This window comes from Kitasatospora sp. NPDC097643 (assembly GCF_040302625.1).
Taxonomy (GTDB): Bacteria; Actinomycetota; Actinomycetes; order Streptomycetales; family Streptomycetaceae; genus Kitasatospora.
Window position 1 is genome coordinate 1 of the sequence record NZ_JBEOSA010000033.1, and the last position, 19,049, is coordinate 19,049.

Genomic DNA, 19,049 nt, shown 5'->3' on the forward strand with positions numbered 1-19,049 from the left:
TCGGGCACCGCCAGCAGCGGGACCTCGGTCGAGCAGCGCTCCTCCGCCTTCCAGCAGCGGGTGCGGAAGCGGCAGCCGGACGGCGGGTTGGCCGGCGAGGGGATGTCACCGCTCAGGATGATCCGGTCGCGGCTCTCGCGCGCCGCCGGGTCCGGCACCGGCACCGCGGAGAGCAGCGCCTGGGTGTACGGGTGGGTGGCGTTGTCGTAGATCTCCTCATCGGTGCCGATCTCGACCATCTTGCCGAGGTACATCACGCCGACGCGGTCGGAGATGTGCCGGACGATGGAGAGGTCGTGCGCGATGAACATGTAGGAGAGCTCGAACTCGCTCTGCAGCTGCTCCAGCAGGTTGATCACCTGGGCCTGGACGGACACGTCCAGCGCGGAGACCGGCTCGTCACAGATGATGATCTCGGGCTTGAGCGCGAGGCCGCGGGCGATGCCGATGCGCTGGCGCTGACCGCCGGAGAACTGGTGCGGGTACCGGTTGATGTACTCCGGGTTCAGACCCACGACGTCCAGCAGGTCCTGGACGGCCTTGCGGCGGTCGCCCTTCGGCGCCACCTCGGGGTGGATCTCGAACGGCTCACCGATGATGTCGCCGACCGTCATGCGCGGGTTCAGCGAGGTGTACGGGTCCTGGAACACCATCTGGATGTTCCGGCGGACGGCCTTGAGGGCCGCGCCGGACAGCTTGGAGATGTCCTCGCCCTTGAACAGCACCTCGCCGGAGGTGGCCCGCTCCAGGTTCATCAGCACCTTGGCCAGCGTGGACTTGCCACAGCCGGACTCGCCGACGATGCCGAGCGTCTCGCCCTTCGCCAGCTCGAAGGAGACGCCGTCGACCGCCTTGACCGCGCCGACCTGCTTCTTGAAGAGGATGCCCTGGGTCAGCGGGTAGTGCTTGACCAGGTTCTTGACCTCCAGGATGGGCTCAGCCATGGAGGGTCTCCTTCCAGAGGTGGCACGCGCTGCGGCGGCCCGTGAGCTCCTTGCCGTCCTTGTCGGTCACCTGGTGCAGCTTCGGGATCTCCGTGCGGCACAGGTCGGTGGCGACGTCACAGCGGGGGTTGAACGCGCAGCCGGCCGGAACCTTCAGCAGGTTCGGGGGCAGACCCTTGATCGCGTACAGCTCCTGGCCCTTCTGGTCCAGGCGCGGGATGGAGCGGAGCAGACCCTTGGTGTACGGGTGCGCCGGGTTGGCGTACAGCTCGCGCACCGGGGCCGTCTCGACGATCCGGCCGGCGTACATGACGGCGATCTTGTCCGCGACGTCGGCGACCACGCCGAGGTCGTGGGTGATCAGGATCAGGCCCATGTTGTACTCGGCCTGGAGCTCCGCGAGCAGGTCCATCACCTGGGCCTGGACGGTCACGTCCAGCGCGGTGGTGGGCTCGTCCGCGATGATCAGGTCGGGCTCCATGGAGAGCGCCATCGCGATCATGATGCGCTGGCGCATACCGCCGGAGAACTGGTGCGGGTAGTCGCCCACGCGCTGCCTGGCGGCGGGGATGCGCACCCGCTCCATCAGCTCGATGGCCTTCTCCCGGGCCTCCTTCTTGGAGGCGCCGCGGTGCACCCGGAACATCTCGCCCAGCTGGGCGCCGACGGTCATGACGGGGTTGAGCGAGGACAGCGCGTCCTGGAAGATCATCGCGATCTTCTGGCCGCGGATCAGCCGGCGCTCCTCCTCCTTCATGGCCAGCATGTCCTGGCCGCGGAAGAGGATCTGGCCCTGGCTGATCTTGCCGGGCGGCATGTCCAGGATGCCCATGATGGTCTGGGCGGTCACCGACTTGCCGGAGCCGGACTCGCCGAGCACCGCCAGGGTCTCACCGGCGGCCACGGAGTAGTTGACGCCGTTCACGGCCTTCGCGACGCCGTCCCGGGTGTGGAACTCCACGTGGAGGTCCTTGACCTCCAGCAGCGGGGTGCCGATTTCGAGCCGGCCGCTCTTCTGGTTCTTCTCGATCACGGTGGTCATCGGGTCGTCACCTCTTCTCTCAGCGGAGCTTCGGGTCGAGGGCGTCGCGGACCGCGTCGCCGAGCATGATGAAGGCCAGCACGGTGACGCTCAGGACCGCTGCGGGGAAGAGCAGCACGTGCGGGGCCGCCAGGAAGCGGACCTGGGCGTCACTGATCATCAGGCCCCAGGAGATCTCCGGGGACTGGACGCCGATGCCCAGATAGGACAGGGCCGACTCGGCGCCGATGTAGACACCCAGGCTGATCGCGGCGACGACGATGACCGGCGCGATGGCGTTCGGCAGGATGTGCCGGAAGGTGATCCGGCCCGCGCCGGCGCCCAGGGCGCGGGCGGCCATCACGTAGTCGTTGTTCTTGTTGGCCAGCACCGAGGCGCGCATGATGCGGTAGATCTGCGGCCAGCCGAGGACGGCCATCACCAGCGAGACGGTGTAGGCGTTGCCCTTGCCGAGCATCGACATGATCAGCATGCCGCCGAGCAGGGTCGGGATCGAGAAGAAGATCTCGGTGAAGCGGGACAGGATCGAGTCGATGACCCCGCCCTTCCAGCCGGCCAGCAGGCCGAGCAGGGAGCCGACCACGGTGACCAGCGTGGTGGTCAGGATGCCGACGATGATCGAGTTGCGGGCGCCCCAGATGGTGCGGGTGTAGTTGTCGCAACCCTGGACGTCGTAACCGAACCAGTGCTCGGCGCTCGGACGCTCCAGCGAGTGCGACAGGTCGCACGCGCCGTTGGCGAACGGGCTGCCGTCGGTGAACCACCCCGGGACGATCGAGATCACGATCAGGGCGAGCACCAGCACACCGCCGATGATGAACAGCGGGTTGCGCCGCAGGTCGCGGACCGCGTCCGACCACAGGCTGGCGACGCGCTCCGGCTTCTGGTTCTTCGCCGGCTCGGTCTTCGGGGTGTTGTCCCCGGCCGGGGCCGAGGCGTCCTTGGTGATGGTGTCACTCATAGCGAATCCTCGGGTCGAGCACGGCGTACAGCATGTCCACGAGCAGGGTGGTCACGAGGTAGATCATCACCAGCAGCGTGACGACGCCGACGATGATCGTCCCCTGCTTCTGGTACACGGCCTGGGCGAGCAGACCGCCGATGCCGTGGATGTTGAAGATCTTCTCCGTGATCACCGCACCGCCCATCAGGCCACCGAGGTCGGCACCGAGGAAGGTGACGATCGGGATCAGCGCGTTGCGCAGGGCGTGACGGCCGATCACCCGACGACGCTTCAGACCCTTGGCGACCGCGGTGCGGACGTAGTCCGCGCGCATGGTCTCCATCAGGCTGGTGCGGGTCAGACGGGCGACGTACGCCAGCGACAGCGAGGCCAGCACGAAGGCCGGCAGCAGGTAGGCGCGCAGACCGTCGTCCTCGTTGAACGAGACCGAGAAGAAGTCGATGCCGTAGTCGTTCTTCAGCTGGACGCCGAGCACCAGCTGGAGGATGAAGCCGGTGACGAAGACCGGGATCGAGATGACCAGCAGCGTGCTGATCAGGATCAGCTGGTCGAGGAACTTGCCCTTGCGCAGGGCCGCCATGACACCCGCCGCCACACCGACGACCGCCTCGATGACGAAGGCCACCAGGGCGAGGTTGACGGTGTAGGGGAACGCGTCGCCGATCAGGTCGCTCACCGCGCGACCCTGCAGGCTCTCGCCCAGGTCGCCCTGGAAGACGCCCGAGATGTAGTTCCAGTACTGAACGATGAACGGGTCGTTCAGGTGGTACCTCTGACGGATCATCTCCGCCACGATCGGGTCGGCGCGCTTCTCGCCCGCCAGCGCCTGCACCGGGTCACCGGGCAGGTAGTGGACGAGTGCGTAGATCAGCAGAGTCGCACCGATGAGAACAGGGATCGCCTGTATCAAGCGGCGGATCACATAGCGGCCCATCAGACCTCCATACTTTCGGACAAGGAAGGGAGGCGGGAGGAACCGGACTGTGGTCCGGCCCGCCCGCCCCCGTTCGTCTGACTACCGGATCAGCCGGCCAGCTCGACTTCGGCCAGGTTGTAACGCGACTGGGCGTCGGTGTCGAAGTTCTTGATCTTCTTCGAGTACGCCGCGGACGCCTGGTAGGTGTAGACCGGGATGTACGGCATGTCCTGGATCAGGACGTCGTCCGCCTGCTGGTAGAGCTTGATGCCCTCGTCCTCGGTCTTCGCCTGGTCGGCCTGGTTCAGCAGGTCCTCGAACTTGTCGTTGACGTAACCGCCGTAGTTCGAGCCGCTCTCGATGGCGACCTTCGAGAAGATCGGGCGCAGGTAGTTCTCGATGGACGGGTAGTCCATCGACCACGCCATGCGGAAGGCACCCTGGTACTGCTTGCCCTGCAGGGCGTCCAGGATCTTGCCGAACTTCTCGAACGGCTTGAAGGTGACCTCGACGCCGAGGTTCTTCTTCAGCTGGTTGCCGACGGCCTCGATCCACTCCTTGTGGCCACCGTCGGCGTTGTAGCCGAGCTCCAGGGTGTTGTTCGGCAGACCGCCGGCCTGGGTGAAGAGGTCCTTGGCCTTGGCCGGGTCGTACTTGCAGGCGTCGCCGCAGGCGCCCTTGCGGTAGCCGTTGATCAGCGGGCTGATGAAGTCCGAGGCCGGGACGCGGGTGCCGGCGAAGATCGTCTTGGTGATCTGCTCCCGGTCGATCGCCATCGAGATCGCCTTGCGGATCTCGGGCTTGGCGTAGGCCGGGTTGTAGGCGATCGGGAAGCCGATGTAACCGACGCCCGACTCCGGCTTGTTGATGTAGCGGTCACCGAACTCGCTGGCCACGGAGGACATGGCGGAGATCGGGAGCTTGTTGGTGGCCTGGATGTTGTCGGCGCGCAGGTCGTTGTACGCGGTGTCCAGGTTGTCGTAGATCTTGAAGGTGACGTTCTGCAGCTTGGCCTTGGTGCCGCCGTAGTTGTCGTACCGCTTGATCTTGATCTGCTTGTTGTGCTCCCAGGCGCCGTCCATCTGGAACGGGCCGTTGCCGATCGGGTTGTCGCCGAAGGCCTTCGGGTCGGTGAAGAAGGCGGTGGGCAGCGGGTAGAACGCGCTGTAGCCCAGCATCGTCTTGAACTGCGAGAACGGCGCCTTGAGGGTGACGGTGAAGGTCTTGTCGTCGACGACCTTCAGGCCCTTGAGCTCCTTGACGGTGGGCTTCTTGTCCTTGCCCGGGGCCAGCTCGTCGGAGCCCTCGATCTTGTCGAAGAAGGGCATGCCCTCGGCGGCGTTGTCCTGGTTGGCGCCCCAGTTCCAGGCGTCCACGAAGGACTTGGAGGTGACCTTCTCACCGTTGTGGAAGGTGTAGCCGTCCTTGAGCTTGATCGTCCAGACCTTGGAGTCCGTGGTCTCGATCGACTCGGCGACCTGCAGACGCGGCGCGTTGGTCTTGCGGTCGTAGTCGACCAGACCGGTGAACAGCGCGTAGAGGACCTGGTTGCCCTCGGACTCCGCGGTGTTCTGGCCAACCAGACCGTGCTGCGGCTCGCCGAGCTGGACGGCGATGCTGCCGCCGCCGGACGCGGCCTTGTCGTCGCTGCTCTTCGAGCTGGTGCTGCAAGCGGTCGCCGCAAGGGCGATCGCGGTAGCCGCGACAAGCCACTTGGTCGTGGTTGCACCGCGCATGGGGGATGCCTCCTGAAATCGACTATCCAACGAGGAAGACACTGCGGGAGGGTGATACCGGATCCGCCGTGCCGTCCGCGCTCGTGGTTTCGGCGCGCACCCCTGCGCGTTAACCCTTGACCCGAGCCTGACGTCACCCACTATGTGTCACCCACGGACACGAAAGTGACCAATGCCGATCTCAATTAGGTCACATGAACGGTCGGTAAGTTTCGAAAACCGGACATATGAGACATAGCCAGACAGGCACTAAACGGACAGTCGTCATGAATGACGGACGGTCACGTCCGCTCAGCGGACACCCGACTGCGGTAAGCGCTATTCCGTTTATACGCGCGTCGACAACTTGGAGTAGTTGAAAAAGTTCGCCCCCCTCTCCATCGGAAAGGGGGGCGAACTTTCGGCCAAAGGCCGTTCAAAGCGACTGGATCACGCCTTCTTGGCGCGCGAGGCGGTGCGTCCGCGGTCCTTCTGGTCCAGGACGACCTTACGGATGCGAACCGTCTCCGGGGTCACCTCGATGCACTCGTCCTCGCGGCAGAACTCCAGCGACTGCTCCAGCGAGAGCTTGCGCGGCGGGACGATCGACTCGGCCACGTCGGCGGTCGAGGACCGCATGTTGGTGAGCTTCTTCTCCTTGGTGATGTTCACGTCCATGTCGTCGGAACGCGAGTTCTCGCCGACGATCATGCCCTCGTACACCTCGGTGCCCGGCTCGCAGAAGAGCACGCCGCGCTCCTGGAGGTTGGTCATCGCGAAGGCGGTGACCACACCGGCCCGGTCGGCCACCAGCGAGCCGTTGTTACGGGTCGTCAGGGCGCCGAACCACGGCTCGTGGCCCTCGTGGATCGAGTGCGCGATACCGGTGCCGCGGGTGTTGGTGAGGAACTCGGTCCGGAAGCCGATCAGGCCGCGGGACGGCACGACGAACTCCATCCGGACCCAGCCCGAGCCGTGGTTGGACATGTTGTCCATCCGGCCCTTGCGGATACCCATGAGCTGCGTGACCGCGCCCATGTGCTCCTCGGGGACGTCCACCGTGAGGCGCTCGACCGGCTCGTGGGTCTTGCCGTTGACCTCCTTGGTGACCACCTGCGGCTTGCCGACGGTCAGCTCGAAGCCCTCGCGGCGCATGGTCTCGATCAGGATGGCCAGCGCCAGCTCACCGCGGCCCTGCACCTCCCAGGCGTCCGGACGCTCGGTGTCCAGGACGCGCAGCGAGACGTTACCGATCAGCTCGCGGTCCAGGCGGTCCTTCACCTGGCGGGCGGTGACCTTGCGGTCCACCTTGGCGCCGGACTTGGCGTCCGCGCCCTTGCCGGAGCCACCACGGCCGACCAGCGGCGAGGTGTTGGTGCCGATGGTCATCGAGATGGCCGGCTCGTCGACCGTGATCAGCGGCAGCGCGACCGGGTTCTCCGGGTCGGCCAGGGTCTCGCCGATCATGATGTCGGCGATGCCGGCGACGGCGCAGATGTCACCCGGGCCCGCCACCTCGGCCGGCTTGCGGGTGAGCGCCTCGGTCATCAGCAGCTCGGAGATGCGGACGTTCTGGATCGAGCCGTCACGCTTGATCCAGGCCACCGTCTGGCCCTTGCGCAGCTCGCCCTGCTCGACGCGGAGCAGCGCGATGCGGCCGAGGAAGTTGTCGGCGTCGAGGTTGGTGACGTGGGCCTGGAGCGGCGCGTCCTCCTCGTACGTCGGGGCCGGGACGTGCTCCAGGATGGTGGAGAAGAACGGCTCCAGGCTGGTGCTGTCAGCGGGAACGGTGCCGTTCTCCGGCTTGGTCAGCGAGGCGACGCCGTCACGGGCACAGGCGTAGACGATCGGGAACTCGATCTGGTCCTCGTCCGCGTCCAGGTCCAGGAACAGGTCGTAGGTCTCGTTGATGACCTCGTCGATCCGGGAGTCCGGACGGTCGGTCTTGTTGATGCAGAGGATGACGGGCAGGCGGGCGCTCAGCGCCTTGCGCAGCACGAAGCGGGTCTGCGGCAGCGGGCCCTCGGAGGCGTCCACGAGGAGGACGACCGCGTCCACCATCGACAGACCGCGCTCGACCTCGCCACCGAAGTCGGCGTGGCCCGGGGTGTCGATGATGTTGATGGTGATCGGCGCGCCGCCGTCCTTGGGGTGGTACTTGACCGCCGTGTTCTTCGCGAGAATGGTGATGCCCTTCTCGCGCTCCAGGTCGTTCGAGTCCATCATCCGGTCGTCGAGCTGCTGGTGGGCGGCGAAGGCGCCGGCCTGCTTCAGCATGGCGTCGACCAGGGTGGTCTTGCCGTGGTCGACGTGGGCGACGATGGCGACGTTACGGATGTCGTTGCGCGTGGGCATGCCTAGCTGATTCTCCCGGAATCGTGGGTTGCGGCGCCCGGCCGCGAGACGCCGACCAGCGATCCCTGTTGATCGCCGCCGCCCGTTCCGCCTGCTACTACCGGTCCACCCGCCGGGCATATGGACATGCCTCGGCTTCCTCCTATCGTACGGGGAACCGCCCAGGTGAGCAGAAACGACCAGGTCGGGCGGGATCAAGATCACAGCTGGATCACATCGCCCTCCCCCCACCACCCCCCTCCGCCAGGCTTCGCGGTGTGATCCAACGCGTCTTCCGACAACTCGCCTCCGCCCTCCTCGGCATCGGCCTCGCCCTCGTCGCGGCCGGTCGGCCGGAGGAGGCGCGCAAGGCAATCGCCCGGGCCCGCCGGGAGTCCGCCGGCACGGCCCGGATCGCCCGTGTCGAACGCATGCTGGAGCAGCCCGTGGAGGCCGTCCGATGAGTACCCCGATCGTCCTCGTGCACGGCACCCGGTTCAGTGCCGGGCAGTGGAGTCCGCAGCTGGCGGCGCTGCGGGAGGAGTTCCCGGTCGCCGCCGTCGACCTGCCGGGGCACGGCGTGCGGCGGGGCGAGCCGTGGAGCCTGACGGCCGCCTGTGCGGTGGTCGCCGAGGCGGTGGACGGGCTGGGCCGGGGGCCCGCGCTGGTGGTCGGCCATTCGCTCGGCGGGTTCGTCGCGCTGGAGTTCGCGCTGCGGGAACCGGAGCGGTTGCGCGGGCTGGTGCTGGCGGGCGCGAGCGTCGACACCAAGGGGCCGTGGGCGCTCCCCTACCGGGCGGTCGCTTCGCTGGTGCCCCGGATCCCGGCCGCGCGGCTGGCCCGGTGGAACGACCGGCTGCTGCGGCGGCTCTACCCGCCGCAGGTGGTGGCGGAGACGATCCGGACCGGGTACGGCTTCGAGGCCCTGCCCGCCGCGTGGGCCTCGGTGCTCGGGCGTTTCGACGCGGGGGCGCTGCGGCGGGTGGCGGCGCCGGTGCTGATCCTGAACGGGGAGAAGGACACCGCGTTCCGCTCCGGGGAGCGGGCCTACGCCGCCGCCCACCCGGACGGCCGGGCCCGGATCGAGCTGATCCCCCGGGCCCGCCACCTCGCCAACCTCGACGACCCGGCCGCCTTCACCGACGCCGTCCGCCGCTTCGCCCGCGAGGTCTAGCCGCCCCAGCCGATGTCCTGGAAGCGGGGCCAGCCGAAGCCCCAGGCTCCGGCGCCGGCGACGCCCTCGCGGACGCCGACCAGTTCGGGGCGCTGGTAGAGCGGGACGGAGTGACCGAGCTGCCAGATCCGGGCGTCGGCCTCCTGGAGGAGGTCGAGGCGGGCGGCCGGGTCGAGTTCGGCGGTGGCGCGGTCGAAGAGGCGGTCGATCTCCTCGGTGCCGCTGCGGGCGTAGTTGGTGCCGGGGTCGAGCGCGCCGTTGGCGTCGGGCCGGGGTTTGGCGTAGGCGGGCCGTTGCTCGCCGGCCGGGCTGGTGACGGCGGGCCAGGAGAAGAGGGCGAGGTCGTAGTCGCCGACGGCCAGGTGGTCCTTGACGAAGCCGTCGGCGGGCGCGGTCGTGGTCGCCACCGCGATGCCGTGGTCGGCGAGGTTGGCGGTAAGCGCGTCCGCCGTCCGCCGGGCGGTGGTGGAACCGGCCGGGACGAGCAGGGTGAGGGCGAGCTCCTTTCCGCCCTTGGTCCGGGGGCGGCCGGGGCGCCGCTTCCAGCCCACCTGGTCGAGCAGCCGGTCGGCCTCGGCCGGGCCGGTGGCGGCGCTGTTGTCGCGATAGCCCTCTTGGTCCCCGGCGAGCAGGTGGCTGCCGAGCGGGGCGCCGGGCAGGCCGAGTGGGGTGAGTGCGGCCTCGGCGATCCGCCGCCGGTCGACGGCGCGGGTGAGGGCGAGCCGCAGGGCCGGGTCGGTGAGCAGCGGGCGGGCGGCGTTGAGGGTGAGCTGGGTGAGCGAGGCGGCGGCGGCCCGGTGCACGGTGACGCCGGGCAGCGACTCGGCCCGCCGCAGGGCGAGCGCCGCCGCCTCGGGCGCGGCCTCAGGCACGACGGCCGGCGGCGCGGCGGCGGGCGCCGTGGCGGTGCCGGCCGCCGGGGCCGGTGCCGCCCGGTCGACCGCCGTGGTGAGCGGCGCGATGTCCAGCTGGTCCTGGTCGAGCGCGTCCAGCCGGCGCTCGGGCGCCATGGCGAGGAAGTCGATCCGGTCGGTCTTCGGCGGTTCGCCCCACCAGAGCGGATTGCGCACCACCGAGACCCGCCCGCCCTCCGTGTCGTACCGGGACACCGCGTACGGCCCGGCGGTCAGGTGGGGCCCGCCCGCCAGCGCGCGGTTGAAGGCGGCCGGCGTGCCGGTCTCGGCCGCCGGGTAGAGCGGGCCGAACAGCGAGCGCCACTCGGCGTACGGGCGCCGGAAGGTCACCCGGACCTCCCCCGGGTCGGTGCCCGGGGTGATCGAGTCGATGGCGTCGTACCCGGCCGGGTGGGCGCCCCGGTAGGCCGGGTCCAGGCCGGAGAGGGCGGCCCGCTGGGCGCTGAGGTCGGCGGCCGAGACGGGGGTGCCGTCGCTCCAGACGGCGTGCGGGTTGAGCCGGTAGGTGACGACCTGGGGCTGCTGCCCGGGCGGGGTGGATTCGGCGGCGGTCAGGTAGTCCGGGTCGGGGGCGAGCCGGCCGTGCTCTTGGGGGCGGAACAGCGAGGGGTACAGCGCGTGGGCGAGCAGCGCCGAGTCGGCGGTCGCCGCGCGCTGGTAGACGTTGAGCGTGGCCGGGACGCCGTCGACGGCCCAGCGCAGCGTGCCGCCGTCCCGGGCGGCGGTGCGGTCGGCGGGCCGGACGTCGCCGGTGGCGGTGGTGGGGTCGGCCGAGGCTGGGGCGGCGGCGGGGGTGCGGCCGGGGGCCGGGTCGTCGGAGCAGCCGCCGAGACCGGCGGCGAGCAGCAGCGCGGCGGCTGCGGCGGTGAGCTGGCGGACGCGCATGGCGGCCATCGAACGCCGCCCGGGCGCGCGGGCCCGCGCCGACACGGCGGGCCGCCCGGTGACTGCACCCGGACGGCCGATCCCCCGCCGGAGCCGCTACAGCGCCAGCTCGAACCAGACGATCTTGCCCTTGGGGGTGCGCCGACTGCCCCAGCGCTCGGCCAGCAGGCTGACCAGTTGCAGGCCGCGCCCGCCCTCGTCGGTCTCCTGGGCGCGCCGTTGCCGCGGCTGGGCGTAGCCGTCGTCCCAGACCTCGCAGACGACGCTGCGCTCGCGCAGCAGCCGCAGCCGGATCTCGCCCCGGCCGTGCTTGAGCGCGTTCGTCACCAGCTCGCTGACCAGCAGCTCGGTGGTGTCGACCAGCTCCTCCAGGCCCCGGGCCAGCAGCCAGCTGCACGCGTACTCGCGGGCCTTGGCGACGGAGGTGGGCTCGGGCGGCAGGTCCCAGTTGCCGACGGCGTCCTCGGGGAAGGCGTGCACCTTGGCCATCAGCAGGGCGATGTCGTCCTCGCCGTGGTGCGGATTGAGCTCGCCGAGGACGTGGTCGCAGAGGTCTTCGAGGCCCTTGCCCTCGGCGGAGAGGGCGGCCCGGAAGGCGCGCAGCCCCTCGTCCAGCTGGTGCTTGCGGCTCTCCACCAGGCCGTCGGTGTAGAGGCCGAGGACGGCGCCGTCCGGGAGGGTCAGCTCGACCTCCTCGAAGGGCTCGCCGCCGACGCCGAGCGGCAGGCCGGGTGGCACGTCGAGCATCCGGGCGCCCTCGCCGGGGCTGAGCAGGACGGGCGGCAGGTGGCCGGCGTTGGCGATCCAGCAGCGCCGGGTGACGGCGTCGTAGACCGCGTAGACGCAGGTCGCCAGGTAGACCTCGCGGGCCTCCTCGTCCGCCGTCGAGGTGAGCCGGCCGTACGGGGTGGGCGGGCCGGCCGGCGCGGAGTCGTCGCCGAGGCCGCGGGCGATCTCGTCCAGGGCGGTGAGCACCTCGCCCGGCTCCAGGTCGAGCATCGCGAGGGTGCGGACGGCGGTGCGCAGCTGGCCCATGGCGACGGCGGCGCGCAGGCCGCGCCCCATGACGTCGCCGATGACCAGGGCGGTGCGGTTGCCGGGCAGCGGGATGACGTCGAACCAGTCGCCGCCGACCTCGGTGTTGTTGTTGCTCGGCAGGTAGCGGCAGGCGATCTCCAGTCCGCTGGCAGCCGGCTTGCCCGGGGGCAGCAGGCTGCGCTGGAGGATCAGGGCGCGCTCGTGCTCGCGGCGGTAGAGCCGGGCGTTGTCGATGCAGACGGCGGCGCGGGCGACCAGTTCCTCGGCGATCGCGACGTCGCGGGCGTCGAAGGGCTCGCTGCCGATCGCGCGGGAGAGCTGGACCAGTCCGAGCACCTGGTCGCGGGCGACCAGCGGGACGATCAGGGTGGAGCGCAGCAGCGGGTCGGGCCCGGGCTCGGGGACGACGCTGCGGCCGGTGCGCAGCGCCCGCGCGTGCGGGGAGCGGCGCGGGTAACAGAGGGTGCCGCCGGCTTCGGCGATCGGCAGGCCGGTGACCGAGCCGAGCACCGAGGAGGCGCCGCCGACGACGCTGGAGACGGCGACCCGGCGCAGTTCGCCGCTGCCGTCGGTGAGCACGGTGTCGCCGAGCCGGCCGGCGCTGGGGACGGTCTCGCCGGACAGCAGCGCGGTGTAGAGGTCGACGGTGGCGAGGTCGCAGAACGGCGGGACGACGACGTCCAGCAGTTCCTTGGCGGTGGTCTCCAGGTCGAGGGTGGAGCCGATGTGCGCGCTGGCCTCGTTGAGCAGGGCGAGGTTGCGGCGCACGCCGTCGGCCTCGCGCTCGGCGACGTGCCGGCTGGTGACGTCGGAGACCTGGCCGGCGACGCCGATCGGCTGTCCGGCGGCGCCGTTGAGGCGGTACAGCGAGACGGCCCAGAGCCGGTTGCCCTCGCGGGTCGGTACGGCGCCGTGGAAGCGCAGGTCGAAGACGGCCTCACCGGTGGCGAGGACCTTGCGCAGGGCGGCGGTGAGGCGGTCGGCCTCGGAGTGCGGGAAGAGGTCGTGCGGGGTGAGGCCTTCGAGGTCGGTGGGGGCCAGGCCCATCCCGGAGGCGAAGGCGTCGTTGACCCGCTGGAGGCGCAGCCGGTCGTCGAACAGGATGAAGCCGGTGGGCGTCTGCCCGAAGACGGCCTCGGACGCGGCGAGGTCGGTCTCCACCCGGCGCAGTCGGCCGAGGTCGACGGCCAGGCAGGTGGCCCCGGCGGTGGGCAGGGCGCTGTCGGGCATCAGGTAGAGCTCGGCGAGGCCCTCGCCGCCGGCGGCGTCCCGGTAGGGGGTGGTGCCGACCCACTCCTCGCCGGCCAGGGTGCGTTCCAGCCGGGCGCGGCCGCGCTGCCAGAGTTCGCGCGGGACGAAGGTGGTGATCGGGTCGGCGCCGACGGCCTCGGCGGCGGCGACGCCGAAGAAGTCGGCGGCGCGCTCGCTCCACTGGCTGATCCGGCCGTCGGGGCCGATCGCGAAGGTGGCGACCCTGATGTAGTCGTAGATCGATCCCGGGTCCCCGGCGCCCCAGGGGTGGGCGTCGACCAGGTGGGCGGCTCGGCTCTGACCCGCGGCCCCTGCGCCCGGCGGGGTCGCCGGGGTGGGCAGGTGCGGGGAGCCGGCCTGCCCAGGCACAGCGGCATGACCGCTGCTGCTCGGCGCGTTCCGCGCCGGGGTGCTGTTCAACGGACCGACCCCTCCAACCCGCGACCGTCCGGATGTCGAGAAGACCGAGTATTCATCATCGAGGGGTACGTTCACACGCCCTCAACATCACAACATCAGATCGGGCGAAGGTTTTTGTCCTACCGCCCGCGCAACCACAATGCCACGCCCGCGCCCCCTTCCGGCGTGCGCGCTCCCCCCGGGCCTCCGATGGCATATGCGGCCCTGTTCTACTCGCGTCCCGCTTCGCTCATGACTCGACGGGCTCATTACCCGGCAGCGCCTGCTCGAACCAGACGACCTTGCCGATCCCTTCGGCCCGGGCGCCCCAGTGCAGCGCCAGCCGCCGGACCAGCTCCAGGCCCCGGCCGCCCTCGTCGGCCTCGGCCGCGTGCCGCTCCCGGGGCGGGTCGGGCAGCGGGTCGGAGATCTCGACCAGCAGGGTCTCCCCGAGCGTCAGCCGGACGCCGATGGGGGCGCTGGCGTACCGGACGGCGTTCGTGACCAGCTCGCTGACCAGCAGCTCGGCGGTGTCGGTCAGCGCCTCGACGCCCCACTCGGTGAGCGTGGAGCGGACCAGCCGGCGGGCCCGGGAGACGGCGGTGGGCTCGGCGGGCAGCGTCCAGCCGGCCGTCGGGGTGCCGGCCTGGCCGTGGCCGAGCCGGGCCAGCAGCAGCGCGACGTCGTCCGGCTCGCGGCCCTGTTCCATGGTGTCGAGCACCGCCTCGCAGGCGGCCTGGATGGAGGCGTACGGCTCCTGGAGCACGGTGATCAGCCGGCCGAGACCGACGTCGAGGTCCTTGTCCCGGGACTCCACCAGGCCGTCGGTGCAGAGCGCGAGCAGGCTGCCCTCGGGGATCTTCAGCTCGACCGCCTCGAACGGGACGCCGCCGACGCCGAGCGGGGCGCCGGAGGGCAGGTCGAGGATCCGGCCGCTGCCGCCGGGCAGCGGGCCGCCGGTCCGGGTCGGCTCCTCGGCCTCCTCGCCCGGCACCACCAGCACCGGCGGGATGTGCCCGGCCTTGGCGACGGTCAGCTTCGCCGTGCCGGGGTCGAACACCGCGTAGACGCAGGTGGCCAGCAGCGCCTCGTCCGGGCCCTGGGCGAGGTCGTCGGCCAGCTCGTGGACGTGCCGCAGCAGGACGTCCGGCGGCAGGTCCAGGGCGGCCAGCACGCGCACGGCGGTGCGCAGCCGGCCCATGGTGGCGGCGGCGCGCAGGCCGTGGCCCATGACGTCGCCGACCACCAGCGCGGTCCGGTCGCCGGGCAGCGGGATGACGTCGAACCAGTCGCCGCCGACCTCGGTGCCGCTGCTGCCGGGGACGTACCGGTAGGCGACCTCGACGCCGGTGGGCTGCGGGACCTGCTGCGGGAGCAGGGTGCGCTGGAGGGTGAGCGCGGCGGTGCGCTCGCGGGCGTAGAGGCGGGCGTTGTCGAGCGAGCTGCCGGCCCGGTCGGCGAGTTCGACGGTGAAGGCCAGGTCGTCCCGGTCGAAGCCCTCCCGGTAGCCGGCCCGGCTGACCAGCAGCAGGCCGATCACGATGCCGCGGGCGCGCAGCGGGACGACCAGCATCGAGTGCACGCCCAGGTCGTGGGCGGCCTGCATCTTCGGGTCGCCGGGGTAGGTGACGTCGTCGAGCTGATCGGCGCCGGAGAGCAGCTCGGGGACGCCGGTGCGCAGCACCCGGCCGCAGGCGGAGTCCTCGGCGAAGGTGATCCGGGCGCCGCGGCGGAGCATCACCTCGACCTCGGGGCCGTCCTGGACGGAGGCGGTGCCGAGCTGGAGCAGCGAGGTGCGGCGGTCGTGGCCGTGCCGGGGCAGGTCGTCGCCGTGGGCGACGGCCTGGAGCAGGATGACCGCCGAGTGGTCGGTGAGCCGGGGGACGACGGAGCCGGCCAGCTCCTGGGCGATCCGGGAGGCGTCGAGCAGGTCGCCGACCCGGGAGCCGAACTCGTTGAGCAGCGACAGCCGGCGGCGGGCGTGCTCGACCTTGGCGACGGCCCGGTAGCGCTCGGTCACGTCCATCACGGTGCCGGAGATGCCGAGCACCCGGCCGGAGCGGTCGGTCATCCGGCTGTAGGAGATCGAGCGGTAGCCGGAGCGCGCGGTGACCGGGGAGGCGAGGGTGACGTCGATGACCGGCTCGCCGGTGGCCAGCACCTGGCGCTGGATGGTGGTGATCTCGTCGGCGGCCCGCTCGGGCAGGGTCTCGCCGGTGGTCCGGCCGACGTGGTCCTCCAGGGCGACGCCGTTCATCTCGGCGAGGGTCTGGTTGACGGCGGTGTAGCGCAGCTCGGTGTCCAGGATGGCGATGCCCAGCGGGGACTGCTCGAACAGCGCGTCGCGGACGGCGAGGTCCCGCTCGACGGCCCGGACGGCGGCCGCCTCGGCCAGGCTGGCCTGGAGGAACGGGGTGCCGTCGCCGTCCACCAGCAGCGAGATCCGGGCGTCCACGGCGACCGGCACGCCGTCCCGGTCGCGCAGTTCGGCGTGCCCGGCCCAGCGGCCGTGCCGCAGGGTGTCCTGGATCGCGGCGCGGATCCGGGCGACCTGCTCCTGATCCGGGATCAGCTCCTCGATCCGGCGGCCGACCAGCAGCTCGTTCGGCCAGCCGAGCAGTTCCTCGGCGGCCGGGCTCCAGAGCACCACCCGGCCGGCGGTGTCCAGGATCGCGATGGCCACCTTGAGCATGTCGAGCAGGCTGCCCTCCGCGGGCGTGCCGGGCCCGCGCGGCGGCTCCGAGGGGCCGCCGGGGAACGGGCGGCCGGGGCGGCTGCGCGGGGCGGGCTGCGCCCCCGGGCCGGGGACGCTCAGGGTGGGGGCCGGCTGGGCGGGCTGCGGGGCCTCGGGGGCGGCGGCGGCACCCGGCCGACGGCGGCCGGCCGGCGGCTGCGGGGCGGTCGGGCGGGCACCGCGGCGCAGCCGGGCGCGGGCGGCGGCGCCCCCCGCGCTGCCTGTCCGCCGTGCTCCCCCGCCGCCGCTCCCGGTACTCGACACCGACGGGGCCTCCGGCTCTGGTCGGGATCGGCGGCGCCGGCTGGGGCGGCTCACCGATCGTGACGAATAGTGCCGAAAAGTGACATACCCAGCACAGCCCAGGCTATCCCGGCATTCGGGGCGTCTTGTCCGATTGACCTACCCGGGGGCCGGGCGCGTCGGCGGCCCCGCACGGCCGTCACGGCCCGCCCGGCCCGTACGGCCTCAGGAGTGCAGCAGCCGGGCGACGTGCGGGAGGACGTCCCGGTCGTGCTCGATCCAGTCGACGGAGTCCAGCTCGTCCGGGCCGAGCCAGCGCAGCTCGTCGTGGTCCTCCAGCGGACGCGGCTCGCCGGCCAGCAACTCGGCCGCCCAGAAGTGCAGCTCCAGGCCCGGCCGGACGGTCCACGTGCCCGGCAGCCGGACCAGCGCCCGGGCCCGGACGCCCAGCTCCTCCAGCAGCTCCCGCTCCAGCGCCCGCGCCTCGGTCTCGCCGGGCTCGGCCTTGCCGCCCGGGAACTCCCAGCGCCCGGCCACCGCCGCGGGCGCGCTGCGGCGGGCGGCGAGCACCCGGCCCGCGCGGATGAGCGCGCCGCCGACGACGATCCGGGTCTCGGTCGGGTTCTCGACGGTCCTGTCCATGGCCCCGACCCTATGTCCTCGGCGTCACCGCTCCGGGCTGTCCTCGGCCTCGACCCAGTACAGCTGCTTGTGGCCGCGTGCCTCGTACTCGGCCGCCAGACGCTCGGCCTCGGGGCGGTCGAGGCCCTTGGCGACGAGGTAGCGGTTGCCGTTGTCGTCCTGTCGCATCACCCGGAAGGTGCCCATGGCGGGAGGGTATCCCCGGCCGGCGTGGGGGTCGGGCCGGGGATACGTCCTGGGAACGCTACGCGCGAATCGCTACCGGCAGGTACGGGCGCGGTTAACGACGGGTAACCCGCTCAGACCCGGAGGTCCGGGACCTGCTCCCCGGTGGAGAGGTTGAGCGCCCGGCGGATCTCCACGCTCATCGGCCCGGTCTTGCCCACCAGCGCCCTGGCCCGCCGGATGTCGGCCTCCAGGTCGGTGCCGGCCGCGGCGGTGTCCCAGGCGGTGGCGGCCTCCTGCTGGGCGGCGGCCAGCTCGGCGACCTTCGGCGCGACCTCGGCCGGCCAGAGGTTCGCGGCCTTGGTCAGCGCCTCGGCCTCGGCGTGCGAGGCGGTCGCCATCTGCCGGGCCCAGTCCCGGTGGAGCGACGGCGCGACGGCGAACTCCTTCTTCGGCTGGCTCGCGTAGGCGGAGTTGAAGCCCCGGACGGCCTCCAGGTAGGCCAGCTGGGCGGAGTTCAGGCTGCCCCGGTCGGTGCGGACAGTCCCCCGGTGCTGGGCGTCGCGGTCCTCGAACGCGCAGGTGACGTACCGCTCGCCGGACTTCCAGTTGCCCGGGGTCGGGTAGAGGTAGACGTCGTCCATGCCGTCCGGGATCGCCCACTGGTCGAGCGCGTACTCGTCGAGCACCCGGCGGCACAGCTCGGCGGCGCGCTCGCGCACCTGGGTCTCGCCCGGGTAGGACGGGCCGTCGCTCTCCGGGATCCGGGCGGTGCCGGCCACCTCGCCATGGTGCGCGGCCGAGCAGGGCACCCGGCGCACCCAGTACAGCGTCTCGTCGCCGCCCTCCGGGTCGGTCCGGCTGCCGCCGTCGGGGGTGTTGTAGCAGTCCCCGGACTTCAGCGCGGACCACGCGACGGACCCGGCCGGGGCCTTGGGGGCGCGGCCGGGGCGGTCGCTCGCGGACGGGGCGACGACGGCGCCGATCAGACCGAGGGCCAGCAGCAGCGAGCCGATCACGCCGAGCACCAGACCGGTCACCGCCATGCCCAGACCGCGCTCCTTGCGGCGGTTGATCTGGACCAGCGCGACGATGCCGAACACCAGGGCCACCGGCGCCACCAGGACCAGGCCGGTCACCAGGGAGCCGACGGCGAAGCCGTTGGTGGGGGCCGGGCCCGGCGGGTACGGGTGGCCGGGCTGGAAGCCGGACTGCGCGGCGGGCGGCACCGAGGCCCAGCCCCCGGCGGGCAGCGGGTGCGGCGGCGCGGGCGGGGCCAGCGACGGCGGCGGGGCCACCGGCGGGCCGACGGGTCCGGCCGGGGCGGCGGGCGGGGCGGCGAGGTCGGGGGCCGCCCACGGGTTGGCCGGGGCGGTGCCTGCGGGGGCGGCGTCCGTCGGGGCGCCGCCTGTCGGGGTCTTCGGCTTGTCGAGGTCGACCCGACGGGCCGCCTCCACCGCCTCCCTCGGATCCACCGGATCCGCCACGACGGTCCGCGCGGGCGACTCCGGCCCCGGAACGGGCACCTCGGACTCAGGCTTGGACACGTGGACTCCCCCGGCCCGCCGGTACGGGCATCAGCTCGGCTGTTCGACTCGTCGACTCGTCGGCGCCGCCACCGAACGGGCGGGCCGGACGGGCCGTGGCGGGCCCGCCACGGACGGTCGCGCGGACTCTACCCGATCCTCT

At 71.9% G+C, this 19,049-nt stretch carries 14 protein-coding genes; 2 read left to right on the plus strand and 12 right to left on the minus strand.

The window, feature by feature from the left end; translation table 11 throughout:
* The 6 genes from ABTY15_RS21475 to typA all read right to left on the minus strand — a co-directional run.
* On the minus strand, positions 1 to 944 hold a 944-nt coding region (locus ABTY15_RS21475), incomplete at its 3' end, for an ABC transporter ATP-binding protein (protein WP_350595864.1).
* Positions 937 to 1,986, minus strand: a complete 1,050-nt coding sequence (locus ABTY15_RS21480; RefSeq protein WP_350595870.1) for an ABC transporter ATP-binding protein — start codon at positions 1,984 to 1,986, stop codon at positions 937 to 939. The genes ABTY15_RS21480 and ABTY15_RS21475, both read right to left, overlap by 8 nt.
* Before the next feature lie 19 nt (positions 1,987 to 2,005).
* Positions 2,006 to 2,947 (minus strand): ABC transporter permease, encoded by a 942-nt coding sequence (locus tag ABTY15_RS21485; RefSeq protein WP_350595882.1) that lies wholly within the window; start codon positions 2,945 to 2,947, stop codon positions 2,006 to 2,008.
* Positions 2,940 to 3,884, minus strand: a complete 945-nt coding sequence (locus ABTY15_RS21490) for an ABC transporter permease (protein ID WP_350595889.1) — start codon at positions 3,882 to 3,884, stop codon at positions 2,940 to 2,942. Before ABTY15_RS21490 ends, ABTY15_RS21485 begins: the two co-directional genes overlap by 8 nt.
* A gap of 89 nt (positions 3,885 to 3,973) precedes the next feature.
* A complete protein-coding gene (locus tag ABTY15_RS21495) occupies positions 3,974 to 5,602 on the minus strand; it encodes a peptide ABC transporter substrate-binding protein (RefSeq protein ID WP_350595898.1) in 1,629 nt (542 codons plus the stop codon).
* A gap of 429 nt (positions 5,603 to 6,031) precedes the next feature.
* The gene (gene typA, locus ABTY15_RS21500) at positions 6,032 to 7,936 is read right to left on the minus strand and encodes a translational GTPase TypA (protein ID WP_350595907.1); all 1,905 of its coding nucleotides are present in this window, start codon (positions 7,934 to 7,936) and stop codon (positions 6,032 to 6,034) included.
* 257 nt (positions 7,937 to 8,193) lie between these two features.
* Here typA and ABTY15_RS21505 point away from each other — a divergent pair, with 257 nt between their 5' ends.
* Positions 8,194 to 8,379: a hypothetical protein gene (locus tag ABTY15_RS21505; protein WP_350595912.1), complete on the plus strand. Its 186-nt coding sequence runs from the start codon at positions 8,194 to 8,196 to the stop codon at positions 8,377 to 8,379.
* The gene (locus tag ABTY15_RS21510) at positions 8,376 to 9,089 is read left to right on the plus strand and encodes an alpha/beta fold hydrolase (protein WP_350595920.1); all 714 of its coding nucleotides are present in this window, start codon (positions 8,376 to 8,378) and stop codon (positions 9,087 to 9,089) included. Before ABTY15_RS21505 ends, ABTY15_RS21510 begins: the two co-directional genes overlap by 4 nt.
* Here the strand turns inward: ABTY15_RS21510 and ABTY15_RS21515 are convergent.
* From ABTY15_RS21515 to ABTY15_RS21540, 6 genes are all read right to left on the minus strand, one after another.
* Complete coding sequence (locus tag ABTY15_RS21515; protein ID WP_350595927.1) at positions 9,086 to 10,888, minus strand: ABC transporter family substrate-binding protein; 1,803 nt, start codon at positions 10,886 to 10,888, stop codon at positions 9,086 to 9,088. The genes ABTY15_RS21510 and ABTY15_RS21515 overlap by 4 nt on opposite strands.
* Before the next feature lie 96 nt (positions 10,889 to 10,984).
* A complete protein-coding gene (locus ABTY15_RS21520; protein WP_502893556.1) occupies positions 10,985 to 13,546 on the minus strand; it encodes a SpoIIE family protein phosphatase in 2,562 nt (853 codons plus the stop codon).
* A gap of 280 nt (positions 13,547 to 13,826) precedes the next feature.
* Complete coding sequence (locus ABTY15_RS21525; RefSeq protein ID WP_350595935.1) at positions 13,827 to 16,574, minus strand: SpoIIE family protein phosphatase; 2,748 nt, start codon at positions 16,572 to 16,574, stop codon at positions 13,827 to 13,829.
* Positions 16,575 to 16,778: 204 nt separating this feature from the next.
* Entirely contained in the window at positions 16,779 to 17,195 is a 417-nt protein-coding gene (locus ABTY15_RS21530; RefSeq protein WP_350595942.1) for an NUDIX domain-containing protein, read from the minus strand.
* Positions 17,196 to 17,219: 24 nt separating this feature from the next.
* On the minus strand, positions 17,220 to 17,381 hold the full coding sequence (locus ABTY15_RS21535) for an SPOR domain-containing protein (protein WP_350595949.1): 162 nt from the start codon (positions 17,379 to 17,381) through the stop codon (positions 17,220 to 17,222).
* 113 nt (positions 17,382 to 17,494) lie between these two features.
* The gene (locus tag ABTY15_RS21540) at positions 17,495 to 18,907 is read right to left on the minus strand and encodes a DUF4190 domain-containing protein (protein WP_350595955.1); all 1,413 of its coding nucleotides are present in this window, start codon (positions 18,905 to 18,907) and stop codon (positions 17,495 to 17,497) included.
* Positions 18,908 to 19,049: the final 142 nt, after the last annotated feature.